The organism is Leifsonia sp. ZF2019, assembly GCF_019924635.1.
Lineage (GTDB): Bacteria > Actinomycetota > Actinomycetes > Actinomycetales > Microbacteriaceae > Leifsonia.
In genome coordinates this window covers 2,332,785-2,350,371 of sequence record NZ_CP065037.1, presented here as the reverse complement: position 1 = coordinate 2,350,371, position 17,587 = coordinate 2,332,785, and the positions used below count along the sequence as shown (strand labels likewise).

The 17,587-nt window shown below is 70.5% G+C and carries 13 protein-coding genes; 12 read left to right on the top strand and 1 reads right to left on the bottom strand.

The genetic code is table 11. The features are described 5' to 3' along the window. Entirely contained in the window at window positions 1-606 is a 606-nt protein-coding gene (locus tag IT072_RS11500) for an ANTAR domain-containing response regulator (RefSeq protein WP_025155760.1), read from the top strand. A 246-nt stretch (window positions 607-852) separates the two neighbouring features. Here IT072_RS11500 and IT072_RS11495 read toward each other — a convergent pair whose 3' ends face one another. Next, complete coding sequence (locus tag IT072_RS11495) at window positions 853-1,260, bottom strand: hotdog fold thioesterase (protein ID WP_223356644.1); 408 nt, start codon at window positions 1,258-1,260, stop codon at window positions 853-855. A 66-nt stretch (window positions 1,261-1,326) separates the two neighbouring features. Between IT072_RS11495 and polA the strand changes: the two genes are divergently transcribed. The 11 genes from polA (at window position 1,327) to uvrA (ending at window position 17,579) form a co-directional block, all read left to right on the top strand. After that, window positions 1,327-3,999: a DNA polymerase I gene (gene polA, locus IT072_RS11490; RefSeq protein WP_223356636.1), complete on the top strand. Its 2,673-nt coding sequence runs from the start codon at window positions 1,327-1,329 to the stop codon at window positions 3,997-3,999. A 31-nt stretch (window positions 4,000-4,030) separates the two neighbouring features. Further along, a complete protein-coding gene (locus IT072_RS11485; protein WP_223356632.1) occupies window positions 4,031-5,704 on the top strand; it encodes a DUF885 domain-containing protein in 1,674 nt (557 codons plus the stop codon). A gap of 203 nt (window positions 5,705-5,907) precedes the next feature. Next, entirely contained in the window at window positions 5,908-7,350 is a 1,443-nt protein-coding gene (gene rpsA, locus IT072_RS11480; RefSeq protein ID WP_223356630.1) for a 30S ribosomal protein S1, read from the top strand. A gap of 80 nt (window positions 7,351-7,430) precedes the next feature. Further along, entirely contained in the window at window positions 7,431-8,039 is a 609-nt protein-coding gene (gene coaE / locus IT072_RS11475; RefSeq protein WP_223356628.1) for a dephospho-CoA kinase, read from the top strand. Between the two features lie 69 nt (window positions 8,040-8,108). Further along, window positions 8,109-10,175 carry an excinuclease ABC subunit UvrB gene (gene uvrB, locus IT072_RS11470; protein WP_223356625.1) on the top strand — a complete coding sequence of 689 codons (2,067 nt, stop codon included), beginning with the start codon at window positions 8,109-8,111 and terminating at the stop codon, window positions 10,173-10,175. A 48-nt stretch (window positions 10,176-10,223) separates the two neighbouring features. Further along, window positions 10,224-10,958, top strand: coding sequence for a DUF4129 domain-containing protein (locus tag IT072_RS11465; RefSeq protein WP_223356623.1), 735 nt, complete (start codon window positions 10,224-10,226; stop codon window positions 10,956-10,958). Next, the gene (locus IT072_RS11460; RefSeq protein ID WP_223356621.1) at window positions 10,955-11,464 is read left to right on the top strand and encodes a hypothetical protein; all 510 of its coding nucleotides are present in this window, start codon (window positions 10,955-10,957) and stop codon (window positions 11,462-11,464) included. The genes IT072_RS11465 and IT072_RS11460 overlap by 4 nt, the downstream gene beginning before the upstream one ends. Window positions 11,465-11,513: 49 nt before the next feature. After that, a complete protein-coding gene (locus tag IT072_RS11455) occupies window positions 11,514-12,527 on the top strand; it encodes an AAA family ATPase (RefSeq protein ID WP_223356619.1) in 1,014 nt (337 codons plus the stop codon). After that, on the top strand, window positions 12,524-13,942 hold the full coding sequence (locus IT072_RS11450; protein WP_223356617.1) for a DUF58 domain-containing protein: 1,419 nt from the start codon (window positions 12,524-12,526) through the stop codon (window positions 13,940-13,942). Before IT072_RS11455 ends, IT072_RS11450 begins: the two co-directional genes overlap by 4 nt. Then, on the top strand, window positions 13,939-14,478 hold the full coding sequence (locus tag IT072_RS11445) for a hypothetical protein (RefSeq protein WP_223356613.1): 540 nt from the start codon (window positions 13,939-13,941) through the stop codon (window positions 14,476-14,478). Before IT072_RS11450 ends, IT072_RS11445 begins: the two co-directional genes overlap by 4 nt. Before the next feature lie 155 nt (window positions 14,479-14,633). After that, window positions 14,634-17,579 (top strand): excinuclease ABC subunit UvrA, encoded by a 2,946-nt coding sequence (uvrA, locus tag IT072_RS11440; protein ID WP_442786758.1) that lies wholly within the window; start codon window positions 14,634-14,636, stop codon window positions 17,577-17,579. The last annotated feature ends 8 nt before the right edge of the window (window positions 17,580-17,587 follow it).

The following is a 17,587-nucleotide window of genomic DNA, read 5'->3' as shown; positions in this document are numbered from 1 at the left end:
GTGACTGACCAGGAAACCACCCCAACCGCCCCCCGCCGCGTCGTCGTGGCGGAGGACGAATCGCTGATCCGCCTCGACATCGTCGAGACCCTGCGCGACAACGGATTCGAGGTCGTTGGTGAGGCCGGAGACGGCGAGACCGCCGTCGCCTTGGCGACTGAGCTGCGCCCCGATCTGGTGATCATGGACGTCAAGATGCCGCAGCTCGACGGCATCTCGGCCGCCGAGCGCCTCTCGAAGGGCCACATCGCGCCCGTCGTCCTCCTCACGGCGTTCAGCCAGAAGGAGCTCGTGGAGCGGGCGACCGAGGCCGGAGCGCTGGCCTACGTCGTCAAGCCGTTCACGCCCAACGACCTCCTGCCCGCGATCGAGATCGCGCTCGCCCGCTACCAGCAGATCATCGCCCTCGAGGCGGAGGTCTCCGACATGGTGCAGCGGTTCGAGACCCGCAAGCTCGTGGACCGCGCGAAGGGCCTCCTCAACGAGAAGATGGGCCTGTCGGAGCCCGAGGCGTTCCGCTGGATCCAGAAGGCGTCGATGGATCGCCGCCTGACCATGCACGACGTGGCCCAGGCCATCATCGAGCAGCTCGCCGCCAAGAAGTAGCCGCTCCGCGGTGCCGCGGTCGCCCGCTCGGCGCCGCCCGCTCCGACGGTCGCCGCTCTGGGCGACTGCTGCTGTTTGGGACAGTTGCGTCGCGGCGCCGCACCGCAGACGTCCCTGACGACCGCGCTCGGCCGATCACTGCCGCTTGGAACGTGCGCTGCTGTTCGGGACGCGCGCGGCGCGGCGCCGGGACGCAGACGTCCCGAACGACCGCGCTCGTCACGAGGCGCGGCGGCGGAAGCCGCCTCAGCCGAGCTCCTTGATGAGATTCGTGATGCGGATGGTGGAGCAGCGCCGCCCCTGGTCGTCCGTCACCGCGATCTCGTGCGTCGTCAGCGTGCGGCCGAGGTGGACCGGAGTGCAGACGCCGGTGACGTATCCGCTGGTCGCGGAGCGCGTGTGCGACGCGTTGATCTCGATGCCGACGGCGAGCCGGCCGGCGCCCGCGTAGAGGTTGGCCGACATCGAGCCGAGGGACTCGCCGAGCACCACGTAGGCGCCGCCGTGCAGGAGGTCGGCGGGCTGCGTGTTCCCCGCGACGGGCATGCGCGCCACAGCCCGCTCGACCGTGAACTCGAGCATCTCGATGCCCATCTTCTCGGCCAGTGCGCCGAGTCCCCTCTGCTGCACGTACGCGAGCGCGTCCTCGGTCATCTGGGCCTTCCCTCACCGTCGTCGGTCGTCGCCTGGAGTGTCACCGCCGGCTTGTAGGCTGGTCCGGTGTCAGACTCCGAAAAGCCTACCCTTCTGATCATCGACGGCCATTCGCTGGCCTTCCGGGCGTTCTACGCCCTTCCGGTCGACAGTTTCGTCAACCGCGAGGGCCAGCACACGAATGCGATCCACGGCTTCATCGCGATGCTGATCAACCTGCTCCAGCAGCAGAAGCCGACCCACATCGCGGTGGCGTTCGACATCTCGCGCTACTCCTTCCGCACCCGCGAGTACCCGGAGTACAAGGGGACCCGCGGCGAGACGCCGCCCGAGTTCGCCGGCCAGGTGCCGCTGCTCGAGGAGGCCCTGCACGCGATGAACATCACGACCATCGCCAAGGAGGACTTCGAGGCCGACGACATCCTCGCGACGCTGGCGCGGCGCGGTGCGGAGGAGGGCTACCGCGTGCTGCTCGTCTCGGGGGATCGCGACACGATCCAGCTGGTCACCGACGAGGTCACGCTGCTGTACCCGAACGTCCGCGGCGTCTCCGAGCTGAAGGTCTACGACCCGGCGGCGGTGCGTGAGCGCTACGGCGTCGAGCCGCAGCAGTACCCCGAGATCGCGGCGCTTGTCGGCGAGACGAGCGACAACCTGATCGGCATCGACAAAGTCGGCGAGAAGACCGCCGTCAAGTGGGTGCAGCAGTACGGCACGGTGGAGAACATCGTGGCGCACGCCGACGAGATCAAGGGCGTCGTCGGGCAGAACCTCCGCGATCAGAAGGAGAACGCCCTCCGCAACCGCCGACTCAACAAGCTCCTCGACGACGTCGAGCTGCCCGTCGGTCCGGCCGACCTGGAGCGCAAGCCGCTCGACGAGGCCGCCGTGCGCGACATCTTCGCGCGCCTCCAGTTCAAGACGCTGCTCGACCGTCTGATGAAGACGGCGGCGGAGGAGGGGCTGCTCGACGGCTCCGCGTCCGTCGTCGACGCGGGAGACGCGGGCGCGGTCGGCGCGCCCGCCGTGCGAACGCTGGTCGACGAGGAGCTCGCGCACTGGCTGTCGAAGGCGTCCGCCGACGGCGCCCCGGTCGCGGTGCAGGTCGAGCTCGGGCCGGCCGGCGTCACCGGCTTCGGCCTCGCCTCCGCCGACGACTCCGTGTACGTGCCCTGGGTCGCCGACCGCAAGGACTACGAAGCGCTGGAGGCCTGGCTCGCGAGCCCGGCCCCGAAGCAGTTCTTCCACACCAAGCCGCAGTTCAAGGCGCTGAGCCGCGCGGGCTTCGTCGTCGACGGGCTCGCATTCGACACCCGCGTCGCCTCCTGGTTGGTGAAGCCCGGCGCCGCGCCGCAGTCGCTCGCCGAGCAGGTCTACGAGGTGCTCGGCGAGACGCTCCCGGTCTCCGATCCGAACCAGCTCGTCCCGATGAACGACGCCGTCAGCCCGGCGACCGAGGCCTGGTACATCCGCCGCGTCGCGGAGGGGCAGGCGATCGCGCTCGACCCGGGCACCCGCGCCGTGCTCGACGACATCGAGCTGCCGCTGGTCGCCGTGCTCGCCGAGATGGAGCTCACCGGCGTCGCCATCGACTCCGCGGTGCTCGCGCGACTGCGCGGCCAGCTCACGGACAAGGCCAACGACTTCGCCGCCCAGGCCTACGCCGAGATCGGCCACGAGATCAACCTCGGCTCCCCGAAGCAGCTTCAGCAGGTGCTCTTCGAGGAGCTGCAGATGCCGAAGACCCGCGCCACCAAGACCGGGTTCTCGACCGACGCCGCCTCGCTCGCCGACCTGCAGGAGAAGAGCCCGCACCCGTTCCTGGGCCTGCTGCTGCAGCACCGCGACGCGACCAAGCTCAAGCAGATCGTCGAGACCCTGGAGCGCTCGGTCACCGGCGACAGCCGCATCCACACGACCTACGACCAGACCGGCACCTCCACCGGCCGCATCTCGTCGAACGATCCGAACCTCCAGAACATCCCGATCCGCACCGAGGAGGGGCGCGAGATCCGTTCCGCGTTCACCGCGGGCGCCGAGTACGAGACGCTGCTGACCGCCGACTACTCGCAGATCGAGATGCGGATCATGGCGCACCTCTCCGAAGACCCGGGCCTGATCGAGGCGTTCAACGCGGGGGAGGACCTCCACCGTTTCGTGGGCGCCCGCGTCTTCGGCGTCGAGCCCGCCGACGTCACGCCGCTCATGCGGACGAAGGTCAAGGCGATGTCCTACGGCTTGGCGTACGGGCTGAGCGCGTTCGGGCTCTCCAAGCAGCTCCGCATCGAGACCGCCGAGGCCCGCCAGCTGATGGGCGGCTACTTCGAGCGCTTCGGCGCGGTGCGCGACTATCTGCGCGACGTGGTGGAGCAGGCGCGCGTCGACGGGTACACCGAGACGATCTTCGGCCGCCGCCGGCCGTTCGCCGATCTGACCTCCACCAATCGCGTGCTGCGCGAGAACGCCGAGCGTCAGGCGCTCAACGCGCCCATCCAGGGCTCGGCGGCGGACATCATGAAGATCGCCATGCTCGGCATCGCGGGCGACATCATCGACCAGGGCCTCCAGTCACGCATGCTGCTGCAGGTGCACGACGAGCTCATCTTCGAGGTCGCGCCGGGCGAGTGGGATGCGCTGGCGGCCGTCGTGCAGTCCCGAATGTCCGGCGCCGCGGACCTCCGCGTGCCGCTCGACGTGCAGGTGGGCCGAGGAGCCAACTGGGACGCCGCGGGCCACTGACCGGTGGCGTGCTCCCGGCTAGGCTCGGAGCATGACGAACGCAGAGAAGCGCGAACCCACGCCGATCGACACGATCGCAGAAGCGTGGGTCGACACCCAGCTCGAGCTGTACCCCGAGTTCCACGTCTGGCTCGGCCGACCCGGCCGCGAGGGCGAGTACGCGGACTACTCGCCGGCCGGCGCCGAGACCGCCGTCGCGAAGGTGAAGGAGTCCCTCGCTGCCATCCGGGCCGCGGAGCCCGTCGACGAGATCGATCGCATCACGAAGCTCGACCTCACCCGCGAGCTCGAGCTCACGGTCGAGAAGCACGAGGCCGGCTTCGCCCAGCGCGACCTCAACGTGATCGCGTCGCCGGCGCAGGAGCTGCGTGACATCTTCGACCTGGTCCCCACCGACACGGAGGACGACTGGGCGAACGTCGCGAAGCGCCTGCACAACCTCCCGGCCGCGATGGACGGCTACATCGAGACCCTGCGCAGCGGCATCGCCGCCGGCAACGTGCCCGCCATCCGCCAGGTTCGAGAGGTGCTCGCCCAGGCCAACAAGCAGGTGGCGGACACCGGCTTCTTCTTCGAGCTGACCTCGGGAGCGAAGACGGCCGGCGGCGACCTGCCCGCGTCGCTCGCCGCCGACCTCGCCGCCGGCGCGAAGGAGTCGGCGGGCGCTTACGCGAAGCTCGCCGACTTCCTGCAGAACGAGCTCGCCTCCCACGCTCCGGAGAAGGATGCGGTCGGGCGGGAGCTGTATGCGCTCGCCTCCCGCAGCTTCCTCGGCGCGACCGTCGACCTCGACGAGACCTACGAGTGGGGCATCGAGGAGCTCGCGCGCATGGTCGCCGAGCAGGAGGCCATCGCGAAGGAGATCAAGCCCGGTGCGAGCGTGCACGAAGCCATCACCTTCCTCGACGGAGACCCGAGCCGCAAGCTCCACGGCACCGATGCGCTGCAGAAATGGATGCAGGAGACCAGCGACCGCGCGATCGAGGAGCTCGGCAAGTCGCACTTCGACATCCCGACCGAGATCCGCCGTCTCGAGTGCATGATCGCCCCGACGCAGGAGGGCGGCATCTACTACACCGGCCCGAGCGACGACTTCGCCCGCGCCGGCCGGATGTGGTGGAGCGTCCCGGAGGGCGTCACCGAGTTCGACACCTGGCGCGAGCTCACGACGGTGTACCACGAGGGTGTCCCCGGACACCACCTGCAGATCGCCCAGGCGACCTACAACAAGGCGCAGCTGAACTCCTGGCGACGCATCGCGGGCACGTCGGGCCACGCCGAGGGATGGGCGCTCTACGCGGAGCGTCTGATGGAGCAGCTCGGCTACCTCGACGACCCGGCCGACCGGCTCGGGATGCTCGACGGCCAGCGGATGCGCGCGGCCCGGGTGGTGCTCGACATCGGCGTGCACCTCGAGAAGCAGCTGCCCGACGGCTCGGGCCCGTGGACCGGTGAGTACGCGTTCGAGTTCCTGGGCCAGAACGTCAACATGAACGACGGCTTCGTGCGGTTCGAGGTCAACCGCTACCTCGGCTGGCCGGGGCAGGCGCCGTCGTACAAGATCGGCCAGCGCATCTGGGAGCAGCTGCGCGACGAGTACGCGCGCCGCGAGGGCGCCGCGTTCGACATCAAGGCCTTCCACAAGAAGGCCCTCGACATCGGCGGCGTCGGTCTCGACACGCTGAAGTCGGCGCTGCTCGACTGAGCGGGGAGGAACCGCCGCCACGGCCGGGACGCGTCCGACGCGCCCCGGCCGTGGCGTCTCCGGCGCGGGTTGCTGCGCACGCCTCCGGCTGGGTAGACTAGACCGTCACTTGTGTGACATCCACATTCACCTGCCGTTCGCGGGAAACACGACTTCGAGTTCGCGTCCGGCCTGATTTCTGTCCATTACGGAGCATCCACTACATGACAACCGCAACGACCGACAAGGCGCCGAAGCAGGTCGCCGTCAACGACATCGGGTCCGCAGAGGACTTTCTTGCCGCGGTCGAAAAGACGCTGAAGTTCTTCAACGACGGAGACCTCATCGAGGGCACCGTCGTCAAGATCGACCGCGACGAGGTCCTCCTCGACGTCGGCTACAAGACCGAGGGTGTCATCCCCTCGCGCGAGCTTTCCATCAAGCACGACGTCGACCCCACCGAGGTCGTCGAGGTCGGCGACACCGTCGAGGCGCTCGTTCTCCAGAAGGAGGACAAGGAAGGCCGCCTCATCCTGTCCAAGAAGCGTGCGCAGTACGAGCGCGCGTGGGGCGACGTGGAGAAGATCAAGGAGGCCGACGGTGTCGTCACCGGTACGGTCATCGAGGTCGTCAAGGGTGGTCTCATCGTGGACATCGGTCTGCGCGGCTTCCTCCCGGCTTCGCTCATCGAGCTGCGCCGCGTCCGCGACCTGACCCCGTACCTGGGTCAGGAGATCGAGGCCAAGATCCTCGAGCTGGACAAGAACCGCAACAACGTCGTGCTCTCGCGCCGCGCCCTGCTCGAGCAGACGCAGTCCGAGTCGCGCACCACGTTCCTCAACAACCTGCACAAGGGCCAGGTCCGCAAGGGCGTCGTGTCCTCGATCGTCAACTTCGGTGCGTTCGTGGACCTCGGCGGCGTCGACGGCCTCGTGCACGTCTCCGAGCTGTCCTGGAAGCACATCGAGCACGCCTCCGAGGTCGTCGAGGTCGGCCAGGAGGTCACCGTCGAGATCCTCGAGGTCGACCTGGACCGCGAGCGCGTCTCGCTGTCTCTCAAGGCCACCCAAGAAGACCCGTGGCAGGTGTTCGCCCGCACCCACGCGATCGGTCAGGTCGCGCCGGGCAAGGTCACGAAGCTCGTCCCGTTCGGTGCGTTCGTCCGCGTCGCGGACGGCATCGAGGGTCTGGTGCACATCTCCGAGCTCTCCGGCAAGCACGTCGAGCTCGCGGAGCAGGTCGTGTCGGTCGGCGACGAGGTCTTCGTCAAGGTCATCGACATCGACCTGGAGCGCCGCCGCATCTCGCTCAGCCTCAAGCAGGCCAACGAGGGCGTCGACCCCGAGGGCACCGAGTTCGACCCGGCCCTCTACGGCATGGTCACCGAGTACGACGACCAGGGGAACTACAAGTACCCCGAGGGCTTCGACCCGGAGACCAACGAGTGGAAGGAAGGCTTCGAGACCCAGCGCGACGAGTGGGAGCAGCAGTACGCCGCCGCTCAGGCCCGCTGGGAGGCGCACAAGCGCCAGGTCGCCAAAGGCCTGGAGGAGGCCGCCGCCGACAGCGGCACCTCGTCCTACTCGAGCGAGACCGGCAACGGCGGCACGCTCGCCGATGACGAGTCCCTCGCCGCCCTGCGCGAGAAGCTCAGCTCCAACAACTGAGTCCGTGCTCCACTCGGAGCATGTCTCACCGGACGGCCGGTCCCCTCGGGGGCCGGCCGTCCGGCCGTTAAGCTGGACGCGTGCAGCTGATCGGACTCACCGGCGGGATCGCCTCCGGCAAATCGACCATCGCCTCCCGTCTCGCCGAGCACGGCGCCGTGATCGTGGATGCGGACCGCATCGCCCGGGAGGTCGTCGAGCCCGGCCGTCCGGCCCTGGCGGCCATCGCCGAGCGGTTCGGGCCCGGGGTGATCGCGGCCGACGGCAGCCTCGACCGGCCGGCGCTGGGGGCGATCGTGTTCGCGGACGAGGAGTCGCGGCTCGCTCTCAACGAGATCACGCATCCCGCCGTGCTCGCCGAGTCCACGGCGCGCTTCGCCGCGGCCGGGGCGGCGGATCCGGACGCGATCGTCGTCTACGACGTGCCCCTGCTCGTCGAGTCGGCGAACGAGTACCCGTTCGACCTCGTCGTCGTAGCCCACGCCGCCGCACCGACCCGCGTCGAGCGCCTGGTCGCCCTGCGGGGGATGGACCGGGCCGAGGCCGAGCGTCGCATCGGAGCGCAGGCCACTGACGAGGAGCGGCTCGCCGTCGCCGACGTCGTGATCGACACCGACGGCAGCCTCGAGCGCACGCGCGAGCAGGTCGACGCGCTGTGGGAGCGGCTGCGGTCGCGCGACTCGGGGTGAGCGCCGGGCGCGTTCCGCTCTGAGCGAGAGCAGGCCGCGGTGTCGGTGGTCCGTCCTAGGCTGGATGTCATGGAACCCACGCGCGCCGTCCGTCCCTTCGAGGTCGTCAGCGAATACGCCCCGAGCGGGGACCAGCCGCAGGCGATCGCCGAGCTCGCCGGCCGCATCAACGCGGGGGAGACCGACGTGGTGCTCCTCGGCGCGACGGGCACCGGCAAGTCGGCGACGACCGCGTGGCTGATCGAGCAGGTGCAGCGGCCCACCCTCGTCCTCGCGCACAACAAGACTCTCGCGGCGCAGCTCGCCAACGAGTTCCGGGAGCTGCTGCCGAACAACGCCGTCGAGTACTTCGTCTCGTACTACGACTACTACCAGCCCGAGGCCTACGTGCCGCAGACGGACACGTTCATCGAGAAGGACTCCTCGATCAACGCGGAGGTCGAGCGCCTGCGCCACTCGACGACGAACTCGCTGCTCAGCCGGCGCGACGTGGTGGTCGTTTCGACGGTGTCCTGCATCTACGGCCTCGGCGCGGCGGAGGAATACCTCGAGGCGATGGTCGCGCTCCAGGTGGGCCAGACCATCGGACGCGACGCGCTCATCCGGCGGTTCGTCAACATGCAGTACGAGCGCAACGATGTCGACTTCTCGCGCGGCAAGTTCCGCGTGCGCGGCGACACGATCGAGATCATCCCGGTCTACGAGGAGCACGCCGTGCGGATCGAGATGTTCGGTGACGAGATCGAGGCGCTGTACACGCTGCACCCGCTCACCGGCAACGTGATCTCGAAGATGGACGCGGTGTCCGTCTTCCCCGCGACGCACTACGCGGCCAGCCCGGTCACCATGCAGCGCGCCATCGGAACGATCCAGACCGAGCTGCACGACCGGCTGGTCGAGCTGGAGCGCGAGGGCAAGCTGCTGGAAGCCCAGCGCCTCCGCATGCGCACGCAGTTCGACCTCGAGATGATGGAGCAGATCGGCTTCTGCTCCGGCATCGAGAACTACTCGCGCCACATCGACGGCCGGCAGCCCGGGGAGGCGCCGAACTGCCTGCTGGACTACTTCCCGGACGACTTCCTCGTCGTGATCGACGAGTCGCACGTGACCGTCCCCCAGATCGGCGCGATGTACGAGGGCGACGCGTCCCGCAAGCGCACCCTGGTGGAGCACGGCTTCCGGCTCCCGAGCGCGCTCGACAACCGGCCGCTGCGCTGGAACGAGTTCAAGGACCGCGTGGGCCAGACCGTCTATCTCTCGGCCACCCCGGGGCAGTACGAGCTGGGGATCGCCGACGGCGTCGTCGAGCAGATCATCCGCCCGACCGGGCTCGTCGACCCGCAGATCGTCGTCAAGCCGACGAAGGGGCAGATCGACGATCTGCTCGAGGAGATCCGGGTGCGCGTCGAGCGCGACGAGCGCATCCTCGTCACGACGCTCACGAAGAAGATGGCGGAGGAGCTCACCGACTTCCTCGCCGAGGCCGGCGTGCGCGTGCGGTACCTCCATTCCGACGTCGACACGCTGCGGCGCGTCGAACTGCTGACCGAGCTGCGTGCGGGCGTCTACGACGTGCTGGTGGGCATCAACCTGCTGCGCGAGGGCCTCGACCTGCCCGAGGTGTCGCTGGTCGCGATCCTCGACGCGGACAAGGAGGGGTTCCTGCGGTCGTCGACCTCCCTCATCCAGACCATCGGCCGCGCAGCCCGCAACGTGTCGGGCGAGGTGCACATGTACGCGGACGTGCTCACCGATTCGATGCAGCGCGCGATCGAGGAGACTGATCGGCGTCGCGACAAGCAGCTGGAGTACAACCGGGTCAACGGCATCGACCCGCAGCCGTTGCGCAAGCGCATCGCCGACATCACCGACGTGCTCGCCCGCGAGGAGGCCGATACCGCTCGGATGCTCGCGGGACGCGAGCAGAAGCGCAAGAGCCCGACGCCGAACCTCCGCAACGGAGGCATCGCCGCGCAGGGCGCCGCAGAGCTCGAAGGGCTCATCGCCGATCTCAACCAGCAGATGCTCGCCGCGGCGGGCGAACTCAAGTTCGAGTTGGCGGCACGCCTGCGCGACGAGCTCTCCGACCTCAAGCGGGATCTGCGCCAGATGGAGAAGGCCGGGCACCTGGGCTGAGATCCGCCTCGTCGACCGGGCAGTCCGCGAGCGCGCTACGGTGGCAGGGTGAGATCGAAGGCGGCGTGGCAGCGGTGGGTCGTCCCTGGCGTGGGCGCACTGCTGCTCGCGGTGGCGGCCGTCGCAGTGAGCTCGCAGGGGCCTCCCGTGTTCAGCGGCCCGCGTATCGGCCTGCCCGACGCAGATCTCGGGCCGCGGCCCGGAGCCACCGACGCCGTGACCGGCACTCCCGGGCCGTGGGACACCGGTCGGGTCGTCCAGGTCGACCTGTCCTGGGTCGTGGTCGCCCTCGTCGCGCTCGCGGCCGTGCTCGTCGTTGCGCTCGTCTGGCGCTACCTGCGCCGGCGGATGGCGGACAGGGCCGCTCCCTCGGCCGCGCTGCTCGGGGCCGTGACGGACGGCGAGCTGCCGCCGGCCGCCGAAGAGCCTCGGCCGGAGCCCGTCCGTCGCGGGCTGGACCGGGCACTCGCGGAACTGGACGCGCCGAGGGATCCCCGTGACGCCATCGAGCGCGCCTGGCTGGGCTTGGAGGAGGGCGCCTCCGACTCCGGCGTGCGGCGGTTGCCCGCCGAGACCCCCGCCGAGTTCGTCGCCCGCGTTGTCGCCAGGGTCGCAGCCGATGCGTCGGCAGCGCGCTCGCTGCTCGGCGTGTACCAGCGCGTGCGGTTCGGGACCCGTCCCGCGACGGACGCAGACGTGGCGGACGCCCGCGCCGCTCTGGAGTCGCTGCGCGCGTCATGGCTGGCGACGCCGGCCGGCGCACGCTCGCAGGAGGCCCGGTGACACCGCCACGGGCCGGGCGCCGGATCGCCGGCTGCGGTGCGCTCGGACTGATCGTCGGCGTCGCCGCCTGGGTTCTCGGGATGGACGCGCCGCACGCGATCGGGGCCGGAGCGGTCGTCGCGGCGCTCGCGGGTGTCCTGGCGCTCGTGGGCGCTCAGGGGGAGGTCTCGTGGGCCGTCCCCGCGCCCGGGCCGCGCCCCGGCGCGCGGCGCGATGTCGTTCAGCTCGGCTGGTCCATCGCGGCCCGCTCCCGCGGTCTCCGCGCCGGGCACGTCTCGCCCGACGCCGTCCGGAGGCTCCGGGCGCTCGCGACCGAGTGTCTCGCCCTCCGCGGCGTGGCGCTCGACGACCCCGCGTCGGCGGCGGAGGTCGCCCGTCTGCTCGGCGACGACGCTCTTCCCATCCTGCGGCGCGGGAGCGGAGAGTCGCCGAGCACGGCCGCCTACGCGTCCCTGCTCGCCCGTATCGAGGCGCTCGCCCCGGTGACGGACCACGGGGGCGGCTGAGCGGAGTGCTCGGTCCCGCCCCGTCATGTCCCTCGACCCCAGGAGAACCATGCCGTCCCTCCCCGCCCCGTTGTCCGTCGACGACGTCGCGCGCCTCGGTGCCGCCGTGCTCGATCGCGTCGAGTCCGTCGTGATCGGGATGCGGGAGCCGCTGACGCTCGCGCTCGCCTCGATCCTCGCCGGCGGCCATGTGCTCTTCGAGGACGTCCCCGGTCTCGGCAAGACCCTCGCCGCGCGCTCGATCGCGGCGGCCGTCGGCCTCGACTTCCGCCGCCTCCAGTGCACTCCGGACCTCCTGCCGTCCGACATCACCGGGTCGTTCGTGTACCTGCCGCAGACCGCCGAGTTCGAGTTCCGGCCCGGGCCCGTCTTCACCGGGCTGTTCCTCGCCGACGAGATCAACCGCACCTCGCCGAAGACGCAGTCCGCGCTGCTGGAGGCGATGGCGGAGGGGCAGGTGTCGGTCGAGGGGAGCAGTTTCGCCCTCCCGCAGCCGTTCCACGTGGTCGCGACGGCGAACCCGATCGAGTCCGAGGGCACCTACGCCCTCCCCGAGGCGCAGCTCGATCGATTCATGGTGCGGCTGAGCGTTGGCTATCCGGACGCGGTGGGGGAGCGCCAGGTGCTGCTCGCACGGGTCGCACGACGACGCGAGGTCGCCGCCGTGGCACCGGTGACAGACGCGGACACGCTGCTCGCCATGCAGGCGGGCGTGGAGCGAGTGGACGTCGACCCCGACATCGCCGCATACTGCGTGGCTCTGGCCGCCGCGACCCGCCGCCACCGCTCGGTCGAGGTGGGGGCCTCGCCACGCGGGTCGCAGGGGCTGCTGCTGATGGCCCGCGCGCTGGCGGTGTTGGCCGGGCGCGACTTCGTCCTCCCCGACGATGTCAAGCGCGTCGCCGTCCCGGTGCTCGCCCACCGGCTCACGCTGACGGTGTCGGCTTGGACAGGCGGCGTCAGCGCGCAGGACGTCGTTGCAGAGGTGGTCGCCGCCGTGCCGGGGCCGCCGGCGGTCGGCACGCGCGCCCCGGAGCACGTGGAGGGGTCGGCGGGCGTATGACGGACAGCGCATCGCGCGCCGGTGCTGCGCCGGACGGGAAGAGTGCGGGATCGCCGTTGCGTCGCGTTCCCAGTCCGGCTCAGACCGGGGCCGCGCTGGTGGCCGCCGTGTGCATGACCGCCGCTTTCCTGTTCGGGCGCGTCGAGCTGGTGCTGGTCGCGGCGCCGCTGCTCCTGGCCGTCCTGGGCGACCGGGTGCGCCGCCCGCGCGACGGGAGCGCCGTCACGATGAGGGCGCACGCCGTGGCTGCGGTCGACGGCTCGGAGCCGGCGCCGGGCATCGCCGGGGCGGGGGAGCCCGCCCGCGACGACGGTGCGACCGCTCGCGTCGCAGTCGCCGTTTCCGCCGCGGCGGCGCCCGGCAGCCATCCGGACGCGATCCAGCTCCGGATCACCCCGGCGGACCGCGCACCCGTCGACACGGTGCTCACGCCGAGGGCCGCGACGCAGCTCCGTGTCGGCGTCGCGGTCGGGCACTCCGGGCCGCAGCGCGTCGTCCTGGTCGAGGGGCGTGCGATCGGCGCGGACGCCTCGTGGACGGGCGACCCCGACGTGCCAGGGGCCGCCGCGACGGTCGTTCGCGTCGTGCGGCCCGCGGCGCTGCCGATCCGGAGCCTTCCGCTGCCCGCTCGCCTGCAGGGCCTCACGGGGCAGCACGTGTCCAGCAGGCCGGGCGACGGCGGCGAGTTCCGCGATGTCGACCGCTATCGTGCCGGCGACCGGCTGCGGCGGATCGACTGGAAGGCGACGGCCCGTCGAGCGCAGCGCCCCGGTGAGCTCTACGTGCGCCGCACGACGGCGACCTCCGACGCGGCGGTCCAGCTCGTCCTGGATGCCCGCGACGACCTCCCGGGCGAGGTGGCGGACTGGGCTGCACCGCACCCGCGGGCCGGCCTGCGCTCGCTCGACGTGGCGAGGGAGGCCGCGGTCTCGCTCGCGACGGCGTACGCGGCCGTCGCCGACCGGGTCGGCTTCGACGATATCGCCGACGCCGCGCGCGCCCTTCCCCCGCGCTCGGGCTCGCGGCACAGGGAGGCGGTACTCCGCCGCATCGAGACGACCACAGCGCGCCGCGCCGTCGGCGATCGCGTACGCGTCCCCCGGCTGGCCACCGGTGCGCTGGTCTACGTGCTCTCCACGTTCCTCGACGACCAGCCGCTGCGGTTGGCCCTGACCTGGCGCGCTGCAGGGCATCGCGTGATCGCGGTGGACGTCCTCCCTCCGCTGCGCGCCGCGACGCTCACGGCGCGGGAGCAGGTCGCCCTCCGGGTGGTGGCGGCCGAGCGGGCCGTCCGGCTCGAGCGGTTGCGGGCGGCGGGCGCGGACCTGCTGGTGTGGACGTCCCCGGATCGGGACTCCGCCCTGCGCCGGCTCGCTGCACCCCGGCGCCGCACGACCGCGGGCAGGCCCGCATGAGCCCGACGCCCGACGCCCGGGAGTCCCGGGCGGAGGTGACCGGGCTCCCGTGGACGCTCCCCGGTTTGTCGCTGCGGGTCGCGTTCGCTCTGATCGCCGTCCCCCTGGCGCTGTCGGCGGCGCCCAGCGGTCCGTGGCCCGTGATCGGCGTCGCCCTCGCGGCGGTGACCGTCGTCGTGCCGCGTTGGCGGACGGCGTGGCTGCTCATTGCCGTGCTGGCCTTCTCCGCTCTCCTGGAGCCGGCCGAAGGCGTCTCCGCGCGCCTCCTCGCGCTGATCGTCGGCGTGCACGTGCTGCACGTGCTGGCGGGGTGGATGCTCGCCGTGCCCGTCCGCGCCCGCCTCCAACCCGCCGTGCTGCTCCCCGGGGTACGGCGGCTGATCGCGATCCAGCTCCCGGTGCAGGCGGTCGCCGTCGTGATCCTCCTGCTGCGGCCGGAGCAGGGCGTCGGCGCGATGGCGATCGTGGCCGGTGCCGCGATCCTGGCCATCGCCGTCCTCGTCGCGGTCTTCCTCCTGCGGCCGCGTCGGGGGTGACCGGGAGGGGTCCCCGATGTCGGTGGTCGCGCCTAGACTCGCGCGTGCGGGCCCCGACCCGCCGCGGAGGCGCTAGAATCGAACAAAACTTCGAACCGCCGGCGCGCGTGCGCGGTCGGCGAACACGGGCCGACGCCGTCGAGAACTAGCGGAAAATGGGACGAGTGAGTATTCAGGGGCAGGGTATCCAGGGTCAGGCGCAGAGCCATCAGCCGCAGGGGAGCATCGCCAGGGTCACGGGGTCGCACCTGAGCGTCCGGGGCGCGCGTGTGCACAACCTGCACGATGTCGACCTCGAGATCCCGCGCGACTCCCTCGTCGTGTTCACCGGCCTGTCGGGCTCGGGCAAGTCGTCTCTCGCGTTCGACACGATCTTCGCGGAGGGGCAGCGCAGGTACGTCGAGTCGCTGTCGGCCTACGCGCGTCAGTTCCTCGGACAGGTCGACCGCCCCGACGTCGACTTCATCGAGGGTCTCAGCCCCGCGGTGTCGATCGATCAGAAGTCGACGAACCGCAACCCGCGCTCGACCGTCGGAACGATCACCGAGATCTACGACTACATGCGTCTGCTCTGGGCGCGCATCGGCGTGCCGCACTGCCCGATCTGCGGCGAGAAGATCCAGCGGCAGACGGTGCAGCAGATCGCCGACCAGCTGATGGAGCTGGAGGCGGGCACCCGCTACATGGTGGTCAGCCCGGTCGTCTCGCAGAAGAAGGGCGAGTTCGTCGACCTCTTCAAGGAGCTCGCGGCGGGCGGTTACTCGCGCGCGCTGGTCGACGGCGAGATGATCCAGCTCGCGGAACCGCCGACGCTCAAGAAGCAGTACAAGCACGACATCTCGGTCATCGTGGACCGTCTCGTGGCCGGCCCCGACATCCTGACCCGTCTGACGGATTCGCTCGAGACCGCGCTGCGGCTCACGGACGGTCTCGTCCAGGTCAACTTCGTCGACCGTGAGGGACCGGAGGCCTGGCAGAACTTCAGCGAGAAGCTCTCCTGCCCGAACGGCCACCCGATCCAGCTCACCGAGATCGAGCCGCGCACGTTCTCGTTCAATGCGCCGTTCGGCGCGTGCCCCGAGTGCTCCGGCCTCGGCACCCGCATGTCGGTCGACGACGACCTCCTGCTCGGCGACGACGAGCTGAGCATCGCGGAGGGCGTGATCGTCCCCTGGACCACGCAGGGCAAAGGGCTCTTCAACTACTACGAGAAGCTGCTCGACGGGCTCGCTCGTGACCTGAAGTTCTCGCTGACGACCCCGTGGAAGAAGCTCCCGGAGAACGTGCGCGACGCGGTGCTCCACGGCGACAACTTCGAGGTCAAGGTCCGCTGGAAGAACCGGTACGGACGCGAGATGTCGTACACCTCCGGCTTCGAGGGCGTGGTGCCGTACATCGAGCGCCAGTACCTGCAGGCCGAGACCGACACGCAGCGCGCACGCTGGGCCGAGTACCTGCGCGAGGTTCCGTGCCCGGTCTGCAAGGGCAAGCGCCTCAAGCCCGAGGTGCTCGCCGTGCACGTCCACGGTGCGAGCATCGCGGACACGTCGGAGCTGAGCCTCAGCGACGCCCGCGCGTTCATGGAGAAGCTGCACCTCACCGAACGCGAGCAGAAGATCGCCGCCCAGGTGCTGCGCGAGATCAAGATCCGCCTCGACTTCCTGATCCAGGTCGGACTCAGCTACCTCGACCTCTCGCGGGCGGCGGCCACGCTGTCCGGTGGCGAGGCGCAGCGCATCCGGCTCGCCACTCAGATCGGGTCGGGGCTGACCGGCGTGCTCTACGTGCTCGACGAGCCGAGCATCGGCCTGCACCAGCGTGACAACCGGCGCCTGATCGACACGCTCGTGGCCCTCCGCGACCTCGGCAACACGCTCATCGTGGTCGAGCACGACGAGGACACCATCCGCACCGCCGACTGGGTCGTCGACATCGGTCCGGGCGCGGGCGTCAACGGCGGTCACGTCGTGCATTCCGGCTCGTACGATGAGCTGCTGGCGAACACCGAGTCGCTCACGGGCGACTACCTCGCGGGCCGTCGCGAGATCGCCATCCCGGCCAAGCGCCGGAAGATCGACAAGAAGCGGATGCTGCGCGTGGTCGACGCCGAGGCGAACAACCTCAAGAAGGTCACCGTCGACTTCCCGCTCGGCACGTTCGTCGCCGTCACGGGCGTCTCGGGATCGGGCAAGTCGTCGCTCGTCAACGACATCCTCTACCGCGTGCTCGCCAACAAGCTCAACGGGGCCCGCAAGCTTCCGGGCAAGCACCGCACGGTCACCGGACTGGACAATCTCGACAAGGTCGTGCACGTCGACCAGGCGCCCATCGGCCGGACTCCGCGCTCCAACCCGGCCACCTACACGGGCGTGTTCGACCGCATCCGCAACCTCTTCGCGGAGACCACCGAGGCGAAGATGCGCGGCTACCTGCCGGGCCGGTTCAGCTTCAACGTCAAGGGCGGTCGCTGCGAGGCGTGCTCCGGCGACGGCACGATCAAGATCGAGATGAACTTCCTGCCCGACGTGTACGTCGCGTGCGAGGTGTGCGGGGGAGCCCGTTACAACCGCGACACGCTCTCGGTGCACTACAAGGGCAAGAACATCGCCGAGGTGCTCGACATGCCGATCAGCGAGGCGGCGGTGTTCTTCGAGCCGATCTCGGCCATCCACCGCTACCTGAAGACGCTGGTCGACGTGGGTCTCGGCTACGTGCGGCTCGGCCAGAGCGCGACGACCCTGTCGGGCGGCGAGGCGCAGCGCGTGAAGCTCGCGACCGAGCTGCAGCGCCGGTCGAACGGCCGCAGCGTCTACGTGCTCGACGAGCCGACCACCGGTCTGCACTTCGAAGACGTCCGCAAGCTGCTGCTCGTGCTCAACGGCCTTCTCGACAAGGGCAACACCGTCATCGTCATCGAGCACAACCTCGACGTGATCAAGTCCGCGGACTGGCTGATCGATATGGGCCCCGAAGGCGGCGCCGGGGGCGGCCAGGTCATCGCGACCGGCACCCCGGAGCAGGTGGCGGAGGCTCCAGGCAGCCACACGGGCTACTTCCTCAAGGAGATCCTGCAGGGCGAGAGCGCCCAGGGCGCCGCGTAGGGCGCGCG